Genomic DNA, 13,889 nt, shown 5'->3' with positions numbered 1-13,889 from the left:
CGATAAATAACAGAATTTACAAAGCCTATTATTCATCACATATTAGCTATCATCACAATTGATAAAACTTATAAAATAGATTTTAGGTCAAAATTTAAAAATCAGAAATTTTTTGACATTTTAAAAACCTTATCCTCGATGTACAATTTATCATTAACAATCTGACTGATATATTGCGGATTCACGGAAATGCTGCGGTTAATTCTTTTAAAATATTTCTCTGGAAAGAAATGCTCGATCTGTGTCATTGTTATTCTTAAAACAAGATTTTTGCGACTTTTAAAAAACAATTCGGTGTATATATGGCTTGACTCCGCATACAGGAAATCTTTAACAGAAACAAAATAAATACTTTTCCCGACTTCTATACGAACACTTTGTTCTTGGTTAGCCAAAGCGAGATTGATCGCGGTAATCAGATTAACTCGTTCTATCGGTTTCGAGAGATAAGCAGAGGGCTTGGCTCCTTTTACTTTATCCAAAGTTATGTTGTCCGTTAAAGCCGTTGTAAAGATAAATGGAATAAAAATATTTTCGTTGATAAAATTTGCAACATCAAAACCTGTCTTTTCTCCAGACAACGTGATATCGATTAATGCAATATCAAATAATTTGTGCGACAATAGCATTTTCGCTTCATCATAATCGTGCGCCATCTCTGCTAAGAAATCAGGTTCTAGCATTTTCTTCAAGGCGATTGCAATTAATACTTCGTCTTCAACTATTAGTATTTTGGCTTGATTATTCATGATGCGGAAAAGTGATTGTGTAAACGGAACGCTCTCGATGATAACTACCATGTAATTGCTTAATCATCCCTTCAATAATAATAAGACCTAAAGAATCATTATTGTTTTTCATTTCGAAAACGCTTCCGTTGTCTTTGTATTCTAATTCCAGAAAATTATTTTCTTTAACAAACATTTTTAATTCTATCCTCAGAATATCTGGATTTGTTTTGGCATGTTTTACAGAATTTGTTACCAACTCATTCATCATTAATCCAATGGATAAAGCTTCATCTACTTTACATAAAATTGAATCCGAAATAATATTAAATTCAAGTTCTCGCGCTGCACTTTGTTGATGACCATCAAATATCTTATCGAGATAATCTCTAATATCAATGGACGATTGATCATTCCGATTAATGTTGTACGAGTACAGTTCGTGTCCAATTAATATGGATTTAATACGTTTATGCAAATCATTAATAGACGTAATCTGACTGGACGATTTTTGCAAATCAATTAAACTTAAAATAAGCGACAAATTATTTTTAACACGATGATTAAGCTCCTGTACCAAAACCTGCTTTTCTTCCAAGCTTGTACTTAGCGCTTCGTTTTTCTCTAAAATTTTAAGTTTCTGTTGTTCAATCTTTCGTTTATTTCTAGAAATCTGAAGTAAAAAGTAAAATAGTCCACCAAACAATACCATCAAAACAACAATTAACAAGATCAAAGTCGTATTAAGTTTTTGGGTATTTTTAATATCTTTTTTGAGTTGTGTCTTTTCTATTTTTTCTTTCTCATTATTATACTGCAACTCCAGTTCGTTCACTTTTGCTAGTTGTTGCTGAGCATTAAAATCATTAGCTCTTTCTGCCGACAATTTATAGTAATATAAAGCAGAATCTAGTTTTTTTTGACTTTTCATGATATCACTTTTCGTTAAGTAAAATACACTTTGGTAAGAAAAGTCCTTCATGTTATTAATGCTTGATAATGCAGAATCCGCATAGATATTAGCAATCTGATATTTAGCTTTATCTTTATAAAATTCTGCAAGCACATTATATCCATGGTACGCAGAAATATCTCGGTGGTATTTCTTTGCTAGAAATAAAGCCCGTTTAAAATGCTTTTCTGCTGCATCTTGATCAAATCTACTATAACCTCTGCCCAGAATATATTCGACGTCAGACATATTAAGACTATCTTTTGTCTTTTCCGCATAATCGAGCGCTTCTTTAGCGATTTTGAAAGCAATATTTTTCTGATCCGTTACACGATATAATGAGGATTTCCGAATTAGAAATAGTACATAATTTTCAGGTTTCAGGTTTGGATATTTCGGAAAGATGTTTTCACAAATACCAATTTCTTTCCATGCCTCTTTATCCATCCCCATTATCTCGAAAATCAATTCTCGCTGGATATGGATTTTTAATTGATCATTTTCTGGAAGTTTTGGGTTATCCAAAAGATTTTGAGAAAGCTTAAGTGCTTCCTCATACAAGGAAAACTCTACCAAAATTTTGACTTTAACAACATCCAACTCCAGTTTTTGTTGGCTTGTATAATTGGGTCTATTTTTGTTGATAAGTGCTAATGTTGTATTGTAATCATAAGACAACATCCTCTTATCAATATCCTTTTTTAGTTGATCAAAGGAAACCTGTCCGAAAGCCAAGAAACCTCCGAAGACAAATATTAGTAAAAAGAAAAAGCCTTTCATTTTCAATAAAATAGAAGCTTATTTATTCTATACTAAAATACTCTCTTTTTAACAAAATCAAATCAAAATGTTACCAAACACAACTTATTTGTTCTGAAAAACAAAAAAAGCCCAATAACAAAATTGTTATTAAGGCTTTCAGTCATCATGGTTTTTAGTTCGTATATGTAAGGTTATTGTTTTCTAGACAATGCGTCTATTTAAAAACTTTAAATAAGTTTTATCATCTAACTTCCGAACAGTCTTTGCTGCATGTTGGCAAATGTTAAGACTATCAGCCGTTTTTTTATCATTCTATTAATTACATGAACAAAATTAATCCAGTATTACAACAACAAAGAAAAAATGTTCTGAAACAGACTTTTTTTGTTCTAAAACTTAAATATTTAATGAAAAAAAGTTTTGACAACGAGCTTACGAGGAAAATTTTTGTTTAGAAAATTCTAAAACTGATAAAAAACATTAGGATTATTTAGAATTATTAAAAAATATAGTTTGTAATTATTCTAAATTAATTTATATTTGCAGTATGAATCAGCCAACTATCGCTTTTAAAATTCCAGCTTTGACGCCAGCATTTTCTAACAATACCGAATTGTATTGCGAAAAAAAGAATTGCTGCAAAAAATTTAAAAAAGGAAAACGTTGTAAAAAATGTCCTGGTAGAGCCAAAATGGCTTAGAATAAAGCAAAAACTTTTTTAAGTAACAAAAGAATAAATGCAATTAATAGAACAATTGCTATGATTTTCATTCTGTAAGCTAAAAACTTATAATTTGTTCTATACAATGGAGAAATCGATGGTTTCGGATTCTCATCTTCTCTTCGATTATTTAATCGTTCTTTAATCTGAGGCTCTTCTTCAACTTCTCCAGCCTCCAACTTCGTAATCGTTATTGCTTGCACCACGGTTTTGTTTATCGACGTATTGGTCGCATGTAACAACAACTGAAACTTTCCCTGACTATCAAATTGTGTAATTTTAAAGCGTCTTTCGCCATTTGGTTTTTCTAGTCCAAATGGTAAAATCTTCACCAAATCGGCATCGTAAGTTTGCCAATACAATCTAATCTCATCGCCAACACGCGCACGAATTTTATCCGAATGAAACTTCTGAATCTTTGGTGGTAAAGTCGACTTTATATTTTTCTGAACCGAACTAAGCTGGCTATCGTAAGAACGACGTCTTTCTGCGTCAATTAGGACTTCATAAGCTTCCTGAACTTCACGAAAACGCAATTCGAAAAACGCATCATTATCATTTTTGTCAGGATGATACTTCATCGATAATTTTCGATAAGCTTTTTTGATGTCTTCCACAGAAGCATCTTCGTCAACACCTAAAAAATAATAATAGTTCTTCATTATAATTCGAAGCACAAAAATAAAAAAACGAAGAGAATTTCCCTTCGTTTCTTGTAAGTTTTAATGTTTAAATACAATTCTATGCTTCGTAGCCAGAATCTTTGCTGTAGTTAATCATCCATTTGATACCAAATTTGTCTTCGAAAGCACCAAAATAATCGCCCCAGAATTGATCTTCCAAAGGCATTGCGATTTTACCACCTGCAGATAATGCATTGAAAATACGATCTGCTTCCTCTCTACTATCTGGGAAAATGCTAATATTGTGGTTGTTACCTTTCACCAAAGTTTGTCCGAATTCTGGAATTAAATCTGATGCCATCAAAAGGTCTTCACCAATTGGCAAAGCAATATGCATCACACGATTTTTGGAATCTTCAGAAAGGTTTTCTGTTCCTGGCGCATTGCCCATTTTGTGGATTCCACCTAGGAATTCTCCACCGAAAACCGATTTGTAAAAGTTAAAAGCTTCTTCTGCTTGACCGTCATAATTAAGGTACGGATTTAATTTTGCCATAATTTTATGATTTAATGTTAAGTTAGTGATTAAAGTAAACAGACTAATCATGGTCTGAGTTTAATAATTAAGATCAGGATTTATGTCATACTTCATACCTTCGTAGCCGAGAAGCTTTCGCATTAATCCCATTTGTCCGCAGAGATAATCTTCTCTACCGATACACATTCCGATGAAGTTGAGTTTATTTTCTGTGATGAAAGGAATCTTCATTCCCATTTCAAAAATTTCGTCTAATTCTTCGTCCGAAGCTTCAAGAAGTTTATCGAATAACAAAGGAGAAATGTGATGAAAATTCTTTTTTAGTTCTTCCAATGTTGGATATTTAAAATCTGTATTCAAAGCTTTTCCCTGAAAAAACAAATCGCTGTGCGGATCTTCTTCGCGAAGTCCAAGAACCCAAGCAGTGCTGTATCGCATATTGACAAAATTCCCTGCCATCCAAATGATATGATTGGTTTTATCATCGATTCGCTTCAAAGCATCTTCTTCTGAAATTCCATCTAAAAGATTCAAGAAACTTTGGGAATGCATTCTGTAAGCTGGAATAATAATATCTAATTTTCTTGATTTTGGTGTGTCCATAGTTTTTCAATTTTGGTAATAATTCTTATTGTTTTTTAACACTTACTACACTTCCTCAGTTTCATAAATGTAAATTTGAACATCTTTGCTTTCTGGAGCTAAAATTCTTCTATCTGCGGCACATTGCTGTCCAATTTCAGAAGTAAAAGCAGCTCGTATTGCATCTTGAGATTCAAAATACAAGTTTGCAATTCTATAAACCTCGTGCTGAGTTAATGAAGTAATCTCATTTTTATTAACCTCATACTTCAATAATCCTGGAAGTTTCTTTGCCAAAGGAATGTGAACTTCATAATAATGTTGTTCAAAAAATTGAATATCCTGTGGCGTCTGATAAATAACTGTCATTATTACCATATTCGTTTTTTTTAATTTTAAACTAGAATTACTTTTCCTCTGGCAAGATTTTTAATGTTGAAAAAAGATATTATTGTGGCAACTTTGATGGATCAGCAAAAACCACATTCCAGCCATGTCCATTGATATCCCAGAATGAATTTTGATACATCCAACCATGATCCTGTGCTTCTTCATGTTGATGCGCACCATTTGCAACCGCTGCATTTACTACCCTATCCACTTCTTCACGACTGTTAAGACTAATGGCTACTAAAACTTGGGTTGTATCACCTTTCGGAACTGGTCTTTCAGAGAAAGTCTCGAAATAATCTTCTGTCAGAAACATAACATTGATAAGGTTTTCCTTTAAAATCACGCAAACCGTTTTCTCATCAACAATTTGAGTATTAATTTTAAAACCTAAAGCTTCCCAAAAAGCTTTTGTTTTTTCGACATTTTTTATGGGTAAATTAATGTAAACTTCGTTGATTTCCATTTTTACAAGTGTTTGGTATTTTGTTTTTAGTGTTTTCTTTAAATTTTAAGAAGTTGGAAATTTGGAAATATCCGAATAGAAAACTTCCCATTGATGTCCATCAATATCCGCAAACGCTTTTTGGTACATCCATCCGTTATCTTGAGCTTCACTATAAATTGAACCTCCATTTTCGGTTGCAACTTTCACCATTTCATCCACTTCTTCTCGACTATTTACGCTTAACGCTAGTAAAGTTTGTGTCGTATCACCTTTTGAAATCGGTCTATCCGTAAAGGTTTGGAAGAATTCTTCTGCTAAAAACATTGCGTAAATTTGGTCTTCTTTCATTACCACGCAAATTCCATTTTCGTTGGAAAATTGCTCGTTAATACTAAAACCTAATTTTATCCAAAATGCTCTGGTTTTCTCCACGTTTTTTACAGGAAGATTTACATAAATCTGATTAATTGCCATCTTTTTATCTTTTTGAGGTTAGAAAATCGAAATAGTACTTCTAAAACAAACATTACTGTTTATTTTTCGGTTATACTTTACTCAGTTCAACTTAGTTTTTTTACTTTTTTTAAACAATTCAAAAAAATAATGTCTGAAAATTAAGAATTGTAAGCTGCTTCTAGATCAGCAATAATAATCTTCTTCATTTTCAACATCGCTTCAACAACTTTTTGTGATTTTTCGCGATTTGGATCGTTCATCAAATGAATTAAACGATGTGGCACAATTTGCCAGCTCAAATTGTATTTATCTTTTAGCCAACCACATTGACTTTCTTGTCCACCATCGGAAGTTAAAGCATTCCAATACTTATCAGTTTCTTCTTGATCCGCCGTCATAACAACGATAGAAGCACCCTCTGTAAAACTAAAATCATGCGTTGTTCCACAATCCATCGCATACAAAGAGTAATTATCAATCACGAACCAAGCATGTGCTACCATCCCAGCCAAATCACCAGAAGCTTCGGTATGCTCTAGAATCCCATCAATTTTAGAATTTGGAAAAATAGAAGTGTAGAAATTCATTGCTTCTCTACATTTGCCATTATTCTCTTGGACAAACATTAAGGTCGGAACATATTTTTGTTCCATTTTATCGCCTTTGTAAAATTGCCAACTAACGCCGAATTTATCATTAATCCATGCAAATTTGTCACTCCACGGATAAGAATTTAATTCCATTAAAACCTTTCCATCAGGCGATAGTTTGTTGTAATAATTTTCAACTTCTTCGTCGGTTTCGCACATCACCATAATCGAAACACTTGGATTTGGCTGAAACATTGGCCCGCCATTCAGAAGCATTAATTTTTGACCATTAATTTCTAAGTTAACAACCACTGGCGAATTAACCGTTACAACCGCATTTGGAAAAACATCGGTGTACAATTGTGCTGCTTCATTAGCTTTTCCATCAAACCAAAAACAAGGAAAAATATTTGAATTTATCATTTCTAGGTTTTTAAAGTTTATTTTCAGTATAGTTTTTAAAACTATTAAGAATCGCTTGCCAGCCTTGCTGTTGCATTTCTTCGGGATTCTGAGACTCGGCATCAAATTCCTGTACAACTTCCGTTGCATTATTCCCCAAATCTTTGAAAGTTGTCTCTACCTCGCGACCGTCTCCCATGTGATATTTTATCAATTCCAAAGGTTTAACTTCATCGTAAATTCCACCGAAATCAAATCCAAAACTTCCGTCTTTTGCTTCCATTCTTGACTTAAAAGAACCACCAGTTCTCAAATCGTTTTCAGCACTAGGACAATGCCAATCGTCATTTGCAAAACTCCAGTTGGTAATATGTTTTGGATCATTATAAGCTTCCCAAACTTGCGCGATTGGTTTATTAATCTCGGCAGATATTCTTAGTTTTCCCATGTTTATTTTTTTATGAATTAATATTAATAAATCAAATTTAGCTTTTTAGAAGATTCGGAGGACTTGCCATAAGACAATTTAATTTCATTTTAACAAACTTTATTAAATGCGAAAACGAAAAATGATTTGTAACTTTACTTTATCATTTGTGTTAAATGAAGTTTTAATTATGAAGAAAATAGCATTATTCCTAAGTTTTGCATCGTTGAGTATTGGTGCACAAAACTTTACAAAACAAGATACTTTAAAGGGTTCCAATACAGAATTTCGGAATTTTTGGGATGTTAAAAAATATGACGTTAGCGTAGAAGCCAATTATGAGAACAAAAGTATTGCTGGAAGCAACAAAATCTCTTTTGAAATTACAAAAGATGTTGTCAATCCGACTTTCCAAATTGACTTGCAAAAACCAATGAAAGTTGCTAGTATCCTTTCTAGTTTTGATAAAAACCTTAACTACAATCAGGAAGATGATTTTATTTTTATAAAAACCAATCGCAAATTCCGAAAAGGGCAAAAACTATCTTTTACCATTAATTTTGAAGGTAATCCTGTGATTGCAAAACGTCCACCTTGGGATGGCGGATGGATTTTTGTAAAAGATGAGAAAGGAAATCCTTGGATAAGCGCTGCTGACGAAGGAATTGGTGCTAGTATTTGGTTACCTTGTAAAGATATCTGGAGCGACGAACCTGACAACGGCATTAGTTTTAAAATCACGACACCGAAAGATTTAGTTGGTGTTGCGAACGGACGATTGGTAGAGACCAAAACAATTGGTGACAAGAAAACCTATCTATGGCAAGTCAAAAATCCAATTAACGCCTATTCTATTATTCCATCAATTGGGAAATATGTCAATTTTAAAGAGACTTACGAAGGCGAAAAAGGAAAGCTAGATCTCGACTATTGGGTTTTAGATTACAATCTTGATAAAGCAAAAAAACAATTTGCGCAAGTTAAGCCGATGATGAAAGCTTTCGAATATTGGTTTGGCCCTTATCCATTTTATGAAGATTCTTACAAATTGGTAGAATCGCCGCATCTCGGTATGGAACATCAAAGCAATGTTGGTTATGGCAATCATTATGAAAATGGCTATCTAGGACGCGATCTTTCTGGAACGGGCGTGGGCCTAAAATGGGATTTTATCATCATTCACGAAACGGGACACGAATGGTTCGCAAATAATATTACGGCAAAGGATCAAGCTGATATGTGGGTTCATGAAGCTTTTACAAGCTACTCGGAAACCTTATTCACAGAAAGTACTTTTGGAAAAGAAGATGCCAACAAATATGTAATAGGAACGCGTCATAATATTAAAAATGACAAACCAATTATTGGGACTTATGGCGTGAGAGATGAAGGCAGCGGCGATATGTATTACAAAGGTGCAAACATGTTGCATACCATTCGACAAGTGATAAATGACGATGAAAAATTCCGACAAATCCTAAGAGGTCTTAACAAGGATTTTTATCACCAAACGGTTACTGGAAAGCAAGTTGAAGATTATTTCATTCAAAAATCTGGGATTGATTTGTCAACGATTTTTGATCAATATTTAAGAACGACTTACATCCCAACTTTGGAATACAAACAAGATAATAACAAATTAAGTTATCGTTGGACGCATACTGTTAAGGATTTTAAAATGCCTTTGCGTTTAACCTCTGGAGAAGTCATTACACCAACAGATAATTGGCAAACAACAGATTTGAAATCAAATAGTCCGGTTTCATTTAACGAAAATTATTACATTCTCTACAACAAGCAATAATTTTTGAATTAAACTTTTACAAGGATCTATTTAAAAAAATAAAGCTATCAGAAATGATGGCTTTTTTGTTGATAAATTTTCAAAAAAAATCATTGTCGAGAACTTCAATTTTATAAATTTACTTTTTTAAAACTAATGGATATGAAAACGATTTTAACTTTTGTATTTTTAGGAGTAAGCTTAACAATAACGGCACAAACAAAGCCTAAAAAAGATTCGGTAAGAATTTTGGAAGCAAAGCCTTTTTCAATAATTCCGAAATCATCAGTTAATAATCCATTTTATAAAAACATTGATTCCGCAAAGGCATCGCATTATAAAATGTTAAATAAACGACCGAAATCTGAAAATTATTCAAGTTTAAAAAGACAAAACAAAATTGAGTTAACAGCTCCCAACTTGAACATAAAAGATTTAAAAGAAAAAACCGACAAATAGTCAAATCCTCGAATGGCAGATATTCAATTATTATATAAAGCGATTAAAATCGCTCAAAAAGCGCACAAAAAACAAACTGACAAATATGATGCGCCTTATCTAGGACATGTTTTCCGCGTTATGGAAGCAGGAAAAACAATCGATGAAAAAATCGTTGGCGCACTCCACGATGTTGTGGAAGATCATCCAGAGTTTTCTTTTGTCTATCTTCTCGACCAAGGCTTCCCGCCCTATATCGTTGATGCTGTAGAGTGTCTTACCAAGAGAGAATCCGACAATCCTGAGTTGCAAGAACCATACGAAGATTTCATCAAAAGAATCGAGCAAAATCCTCTAGCTGTTAAAGTAAAAATTAACGACCTAAAAGATAATATGGATTTGCGCCGTTTTACAAGACCAATTGAACCAAAAGATCTAAAACGACTCAACAAATATTTAACTGCTTATCAATATTTGACCAGCACGTATTAATCTGCCAATGGAATGTGGATGTCTTTTTCGTCATCCGAAGTATCGATGGTAAAGTTGAGTGCAAAATATAAAAAATGCAGGTTTGTGTTCCCTTTAGAAGCAAATTCTCTTTGGAACATATAACCTGCTGTAGCATTCATATTATCATTAAACTGATAACCAACTCCTCCGAAAGTACGATTGCGCTTAAAGACTTGATCTTTAGGTCCAAAAAACACTTCATCAAAAGCATTTGCGAAAACCGTTCCTGCTTGCACTTTCGTGTTGTTAAGTGGTAAAGTTGCACTTAGACGGTAACGAAAACGTTGTGTATTGGTATTTTCGTCTGTAATCGCATTATGAAAAAAACGTTGTTCGGCTCTAACACGATGATCTAGTTTTAGACTTTTAAGACGGTTTGTTAGCGTGTATTGTAACCATACGCGGTGCTCTTCCTGAGAAATTTTGTGGTTTTTATAAGTTCCGTAACGACCAACGCCCACAAAAATTTGATTATCCTTGTTGAGGTTATAACCAACACCACCTTTAGCTTCGTAGTAATCGATATAAGTGTAATCTTCTATCGAACGTGTTTGGAATTCGGCGTAAGCCATCCATTCTGGTGCAAACTTGTAGGTAAATGATACCATATTAAAGCCAGAAAGATTTTCCTTGTTCTGAGATTTTCCAAAAACACTGAATAATACAACTAAAGGAAGTAGGATTTTTTTCATTTTGCAAAGATATCCATTTTCTAAAATCTGAGCACCAGTTTAGAAAAATTAGCAATTAATTCATATAGGTTCTAAAAAAATCCTCCCGAAATTCGAGAGGATTAATATTATAAAGATTTAGAAATCTAGATTTTAACCTAATAAAAGAGAAAGTGGATTTTCTAAATACAATCTTAAAGTTTGTAAGAACTCAGCACCTGTTGCACCATCCACTACTCTGTGGTCACATGCAAGAGATAACTTCATCGTGTTACCAACAACGATTTGTCCATCTTTAACAATTGGTTTTTCGATAATAGCACCAACAGAAAGAATTGCAGAATTCGGTTGGTTGATGATTGACGTAAATGTCTCAATACCGAACATTCCAAGGTTAGAAACTGAGAAAGTAGAACCTTCCATCTCATTAGCCTTAAGACCTTTGCTTTTCGCTCTAGAAGCCATATCCTTAACCGAAGCAGAAATTTGATTATAGTTCATATAATCTGCATTCTTAAGAACCGGAACAACCAATCCGTCAGGAATTGCAACCGCAACACCAACGTTGATATTACCATGGTGGATAATCTTGTCACCCGCCCAAGATGAGTTAACTTGAGGGTGTTTTCTAAGTGCCATCGCAGTCGCCTTGATAATCATATCATTGAAAGACACTTTCGTATCTGGAATGCTGTTGATTTCTTTACGCGCTTGGATTGCTTTATCCATGTTAATCTCTACCATTAGATAGTAATGCGGCGCCGTAAATTTACTTTCAGCAAGGCGTTTTGCAATAATATTTCTAACTTGAGAATTTACAGTTTCTGTATCTTCACCAGGTGTAAAGTTAAGTGCAGGCGCAGCAACAACTTTTGGTGCATCCGCAGAACTAGCAGCTTTAGCAGGCGCTTGATAATTTTCAATATCTTTTTTAACAATTCGTCCACCTTCGCCAGAACCTTGTACAGATTGAAGATCAATTCCTTTATCCTCAGCCATTTTCTTAGCCAAAGGCGAAATATGAACACGCTCTCCATTAGCTGATGCTTGTACTGGAGCCGCTTCTGTTGATGTTGTGGCAACTGGAGCAGTTGCAGCTGGCGCTTGTGTTGTTTGTGCCGGCGCAGCAGCAGGCTTTCCACCTCCCGAAACAACAGCAGAAACATCAGTTCCCGCAGGACCGATAATTGCTAAAATCTTGTCAACTTCAGCAGCATCACCTTCCGCAACACCTTGGTATAATAAAGTTCCATTGAACTCAGATTCAAAATCCTGAACCGCTTTATCAGTTTCGATTTCTGCAAGAATATCACCTTCTTTAACAGTGTCACCAACAGCTTTGTGCCATTTAGCCACTTTACCCTCCGTCATTGTATCAGAAAGTCTTGGCATTGTGATAACTTCTACACCTTCTGGCATTACAGCAGCAGGAGCATCAGTAGATGCAGGAGCAGCTTCAGCTTTTGGAGCTTCCTCAGTTTTAGTTTCAGTTGCTGGCGCAGATGTAGCACCACCAATAAGACCAGAAATATCTTCTCCTTGGTTACCAATAATTGCTAAAACGTTGTCAACAGGCGCTTGTGCACCTTCTTCAACACCGATATATAATAAAGTACCGTTGATTTCTGATTCGAAATCTTGTACGGCTTTATCAGTTTCAATTTCTGCTAAGATATCGCCTTCTTTAACTTGGTCTCCAACTTTCTTGTGCCATTTGGAAACTTTTCCTTCTGTCATCGTATCCGACAGACGAGGCATTGTGATTACTTCAGCCATATTTTTTTATTGATTTGAGATTCGAGATTCGAGATTTGAAATTCATTGAAAGTCAAACATCAAATCCCAAATTAATAATTTTAGTTATTTTCTAATTTATCTAAGAATGGATAATCTGGTGTCGCATATACAAAATCGTATACTTGAGATACATCTGGATATGGAGAATTTTCCATAAACTCAACACACTCATCAACAAAAGCTCTAGACTTTTCGTCGATCGCTTCCAACTCAGCTTCTGTTGCCCAATTGTTTTCTAAAAGTCTATGTTTTACGATTTCGATTGGATCGTCTTTTTTGTGCTCAGCAACTTCATCTTTACTTCTGTAAGGCTCAGCATCTGACATAGAATGACCTCTGTAACGGTAAGTTCTAGCTTCGATAAAAGTTGGTCCATCGCCACGTCTCGCTCTTTCGATAGCTTCGTAAGCTGCTTCAGCAACTTTTTCTGGATCCATCGCATCAACTGGCAGGCAAGGCATCTCGTAACCTAAACCTAATTTGTAAATATCTTCGTGGTTAGCCGTTCTTTTAACAGAAGTTCCCATCGCATATTGGTTGTTTTCACAAACGAAAACTACAGGAAGTTTCCAGTTCATTGCCATATTGAAAGTCTCATGCAAAGCACCTTGACGTACTGCACCATCTCCCATAAAACAAATATTAACTGCTTTTCTGTCAAAATATTTATCAGCAAAAGCGATACCTGCTCCCAAAGGAATTTGACCACCTACAATACCGTGACCTCCGTAGAAACGGTGTTCTTTACTGAAAATGTGCATCGATCCTCCCATCCCTTTTGACGTACCAGTCGCTTTACCACAAAGTTCCGCAAGGATTCTTTTTGGGTCAACGCCCATTGCCATTGGATGAATATGACAACGATAAGCTGTTATCATACTGTCTTTTGACAAATCCATTGCATGTGTAAAACCTGCAGGAATTGCTTCTTGTCCGTTATATAAATGTAAAAAACCTCTGATTTTTTGTTTTAAGTAAAGAGAACGGCATTTGTCTTCAAACCTTCTCCACATCGTCATATCCTCGTACCATTTAAGGTAAATCTCTTTGGAAAATTCTTTCATATGA

The 13,889-nt window shown here is 34.4% G+C and carries 16 protein-coding genes; 3 read left to right on the top strand and 13 right to left on the bottom strand.

What is annotated here, in order from left to right; genetic code table 11:
* Positions 1–101 precede the first annotated feature (101 nt).
* The 10 genes from Q1V95_RS01525 to Q1V95_RS01480 all read right to left on the bottom strand — a co-directional run bounded on the left by Q1V95_RS01525 (position 102) and on the right by Q1V95_RS01480 (position 7,640).
* Positions 102–749, bottom strand: coding sequence for a response regulator transcription factor (locus Q1V95_RS01525; RefSeq protein ID WP_300669511.1), 648 nt, complete (start codon positions 747–749; stop codon positions 102–104).
* Positions 742–2,460, bottom strand: coding sequence for a sensor histidine kinase (locus tag Q1V95_RS01520; RefSeq protein WP_300669508.1), 1,719 nt, complete (start codon positions 2,458–2,460; stop codon positions 742–744). The genes Q1V95_RS01525 and Q1V95_RS01520 overlap by 8 nt, the downstream gene beginning before the upstream one ends.
* A 678-nt stretch (positions 2,461–3,138) precedes the next feature.
* Positions 3,139–3,825 (bottom strand): DnaJ domain-containing protein, encoded by a 687-nt coding sequence (locus tag Q1V95_RS01515; RefSeq protein ID WP_300669505.1) that lies wholly within the window; start codon positions 3,823–3,825, stop codon positions 3,139–3,141.
* A gap of 79 nt (positions 3,826–3,904) precedes the next feature.
* Positions 3,905–4,342 (bottom strand): VOC family protein, encoded by a 438-nt coding sequence (locus tag Q1V95_RS01510; protein ID WP_300669502.1) that lies wholly within the window; start codon positions 4,340–4,342, stop codon positions 3,905–3,907.
* Positions 4,343–4,402: 60 nt separating this feature from the next.
* Entirely contained in the window at positions 4,403–4,927 is a 525-nt protein-coding gene (locus Q1V95_RS01505) for a DinB family protein (protein WP_300669500.1), read from the bottom strand.
* 45 nt (positions 4,928–4,972) lie between these two features.
* The gene (locus Q1V95_RS01500) at positions 4,973–5,284 is read right to left on the bottom strand and encodes an EthD family reductase (RefSeq protein WP_300669498.1); all 312 of its coding nucleotides are present in this window, start codon (positions 5,282–5,284) and stop codon (positions 4,973–4,975) included.
* Positions 5,285–5,354: 70 nt separating this feature from the next.
* The gene (locus tag Q1V95_RS01495) at positions 5,355–5,762 is read right to left on the bottom strand and encodes a VOC family protein (protein WP_300669497.1); all 408 of its coding nucleotides are present in this window, start codon (positions 5,760–5,762) and stop codon (positions 5,355–5,357) included.
* 45 nt (positions 5,763–5,807) lie between these two features.
* Positions 5,808–6,218, bottom strand: coding sequence for a VOC family protein (locus Q1V95_RS01490; protein ID WP_300669495.1), 411 nt, complete (start codon positions 6,216–6,218; stop codon positions 5,808–5,810).
* Between the two features lie 140 nt (positions 6,219–6,358).
* The gene (locus Q1V95_RS01485) at positions 6,359–7,213 is read right to left on the bottom strand and encodes a VOC family protein (protein ID WP_300669494.1); all 855 of its coding nucleotides are present in this window, start codon (positions 7,211–7,213) and stop codon (positions 6,359–6,361) included.
* A 10-nt stretch (positions 7,214–7,223) separates the two neighbouring features.
* Positions 7,224–7,640: an SRPBCC family protein gene (locus Q1V95_RS01480; protein WP_300669492.1), complete on the bottom strand. Its 417-nt coding sequence runs from the start codon at positions 7,638–7,640 to the stop codon at positions 7,224–7,226.
* A 169-nt stretch (positions 7,641–7,809) separates the two neighbouring features.
* Between Q1V95_RS01480 and Q1V95_RS01475 the strand changes: the two genes are divergently transcribed.
* From Q1V95_RS01475 to Q1V95_RS01465, 3 genes are all read left to right on the top strand, one after another.
* Positions 7,810–9,423, top strand: a complete 1,614-nt coding sequence (locus tag Q1V95_RS01475; protein ID WP_300669491.1) for a M1 family metallopeptidase — start codon at positions 7,810–7,812, stop codon at positions 9,421–9,423.
* A 141-nt stretch (positions 9,424–9,564) separates the two neighbouring features.
* A complete protein-coding gene (locus Q1V95_RS01470; protein ID WP_300669490.1) occupies positions 9,565–9,861 on the top strand; it encodes a hypothetical protein in 297 nt (98 codons plus the stop codon).
* 12 nt (positions 9,862–9,873) lie between these two features.
* Positions 9,874–10,332, top strand: coding sequence for a phosphohydrolase (locus tag Q1V95_RS01465; RefSeq protein WP_300669488.1), 459 nt, complete (start codon positions 9,874–9,876; stop codon positions 10,330–10,332).
* Here the strand turns inward: Q1V95_RS01465 and Q1V95_RS01460 are convergent.
* The 3 genes from Q1V95_RS01460 to pdhA form a co-directional block, all read right to left on the bottom strand.
* The gene (locus tag Q1V95_RS01460; protein WP_300669486.1) at positions 10,329–11,045 is read right to left on the bottom strand and encodes a DUF2490 domain-containing protein; all 717 of its coding nucleotides are present in this window, start codon (positions 11,043–11,045) and stop codon (positions 10,329–10,331) included. The two genes, Q1V95_RS01465 and Q1V95_RS01460, sit on opposite strands and share 4 nt — an antisense overlap.
* A gap of 132 nt (positions 11,046–11,177) precedes the next feature.
* Entirely contained in the window at positions 11,178–12,800 is a 1,623-nt protein-coding gene (locus tag Q1V95_RS01455; RefSeq protein WP_300669485.1) for a 2-oxo acid dehydrogenase subunit E2, read from the bottom strand.
* An 80-nt stretch (positions 12,801–12,880) separates the two neighbouring features.
* Positions 12,881–13,885, bottom strand: coding sequence for a pyruvate dehydrogenase (acetyl-transferring) E1 component subunit alpha (pdhA, locus tag Q1V95_RS01450; protein WP_300669613.1), 1,005 nt, complete (start codon positions 13,883–13,885; stop codon positions 12,881–12,883).
* Positions 13,886–13,889: the final 4 nt, after the last annotated feature.

The organism is Soonwooa sp., assembly GCF_030151385.1.
GTDB lineage: Bacteria > Bacteroidota > Bacteroidia > Flavobacteriales > Weeksellaceae > Soonwooa.
This window is presented reverse-complemented; position numbering and strand designations above follow the sequence as displayed.

What these genes read in the sequence shown, in the direction of transcription:
- Q1V95_RS01505 (WP_300669500.1), bottom strand. Translation starts at nt 4,927, where the DNA reads ATGGACACACCAAAATCAAGAAAATTAGATATTATTATTCCAGCTTAC.
- Q1V95_RS01480 (WP_300669492.1), bottom strand. Translation starts at nt 7,640, where the DNA reads ATGGGAAAACTAAGAATATCTGCCGAGATTAATAAACCAATCGCGCAA.
- Q1V95_RS01515 (WP_300669505.1), bottom strand. Translation starts at nt 3,825, where the DNA reads ATGAAGAACTATTATTATTTTTTAGGTGTTGACGAAGATGCTTCTGTG.
- Q1V95_RS01490 (WP_300669495.1), bottom strand. Translation starts at nt 6,218, where the DNA reads ATGGCAATTAATCAGATTTATGTAAATCTTCCTGTAAAAAACGTGGAG.
- Q1V95_RS01520 (WP_300669508.1), bottom strand. Translation starts at nt 2,460, where the DNA reads ATGAAAGGCTTTTTCTTTTTACTAATATTTGTCTTCGGAGGTTTCTTG.
- Q1V95_RS01465 (WP_300669488.1), top strand. Translation starts at nt 9,874, where the DNA reads ATGGCAGATATTCAATTATTATATAAAGCGATTAAAATCGCTCAAAAA.
- Q1V95_RS01485 (WP_300669494.1), bottom strand. Translation starts at nt 7,213, where the DNA reads ATGATAAATTCAAATATTTTTCCTTGTTTTTGGTTTGATGGAAAAGCT.
- Q1V95_RS01475 (WP_300669491.1), top strand. Translation starts at nt 7,810, where the DNA reads ATGAAGAAAATAGCATTATTCCTAAGTTTTGCATCGTTGAGTATTGGT.
- Q1V95_RS01455 (WP_300669485.1), bottom strand. Translation starts at nt 12,800, where the DNA reads ATGGCTGAAGTAATCACAATGCCTCGTCTGTCGGATACGATGACAGAA.
- Q1V95_RS01495 (WP_300669497.1), bottom strand. Translation starts at nt 5,762, where the DNA reads ATGGAAATCAACGAAGTTTACATTAATTTACCCATAAAAAATGTCGAA.
- Q1V95_RS01525 (WP_300669511.1), bottom strand. Translation starts at nt 749, where the DNA reads ATGAATAATCAAGCCAAAATACTAATAGTTGAAGACGAAGTATTAATT.
- Q1V95_RS01500 (WP_300669498.1), bottom strand. Translation starts at nt 5,284, where the DNA reads ATGGTAATAATGACAGTTATTTATCAGACGCCACAGGATATTCAATTT.
- pdhA (WP_300669613.1), bottom strand. Translation starts at nt 13,885, where the DNA reads ATGAAAGAATTTTCCAAAGAGATTTACCTTAAATGGTACGAGGATATG.
- Q1V95_RS01510 (WP_300669502.1), bottom strand. Translation starts at nt 4,342, where the DNA reads ATGGCAAAATTAAATCCGTACCTTAATTATGACGGTCAAGCAGAAGAA.
- Q1V95_RS01470 (WP_300669490.1), top strand. Translation starts at nt 9,565, where the DNA reads ATGAAAACGATTTTAACTTTTGTATTTTTAGGAGTAAGCTTAACAATA.
- Q1V95_RS01460 (WP_300669486.1), bottom strand. Translation starts at nt 11,045, where the DNA reads ATGAAAAAAATCCTACTTCCTTTAGTTGTATTATTCAGTGTTTTTGGA.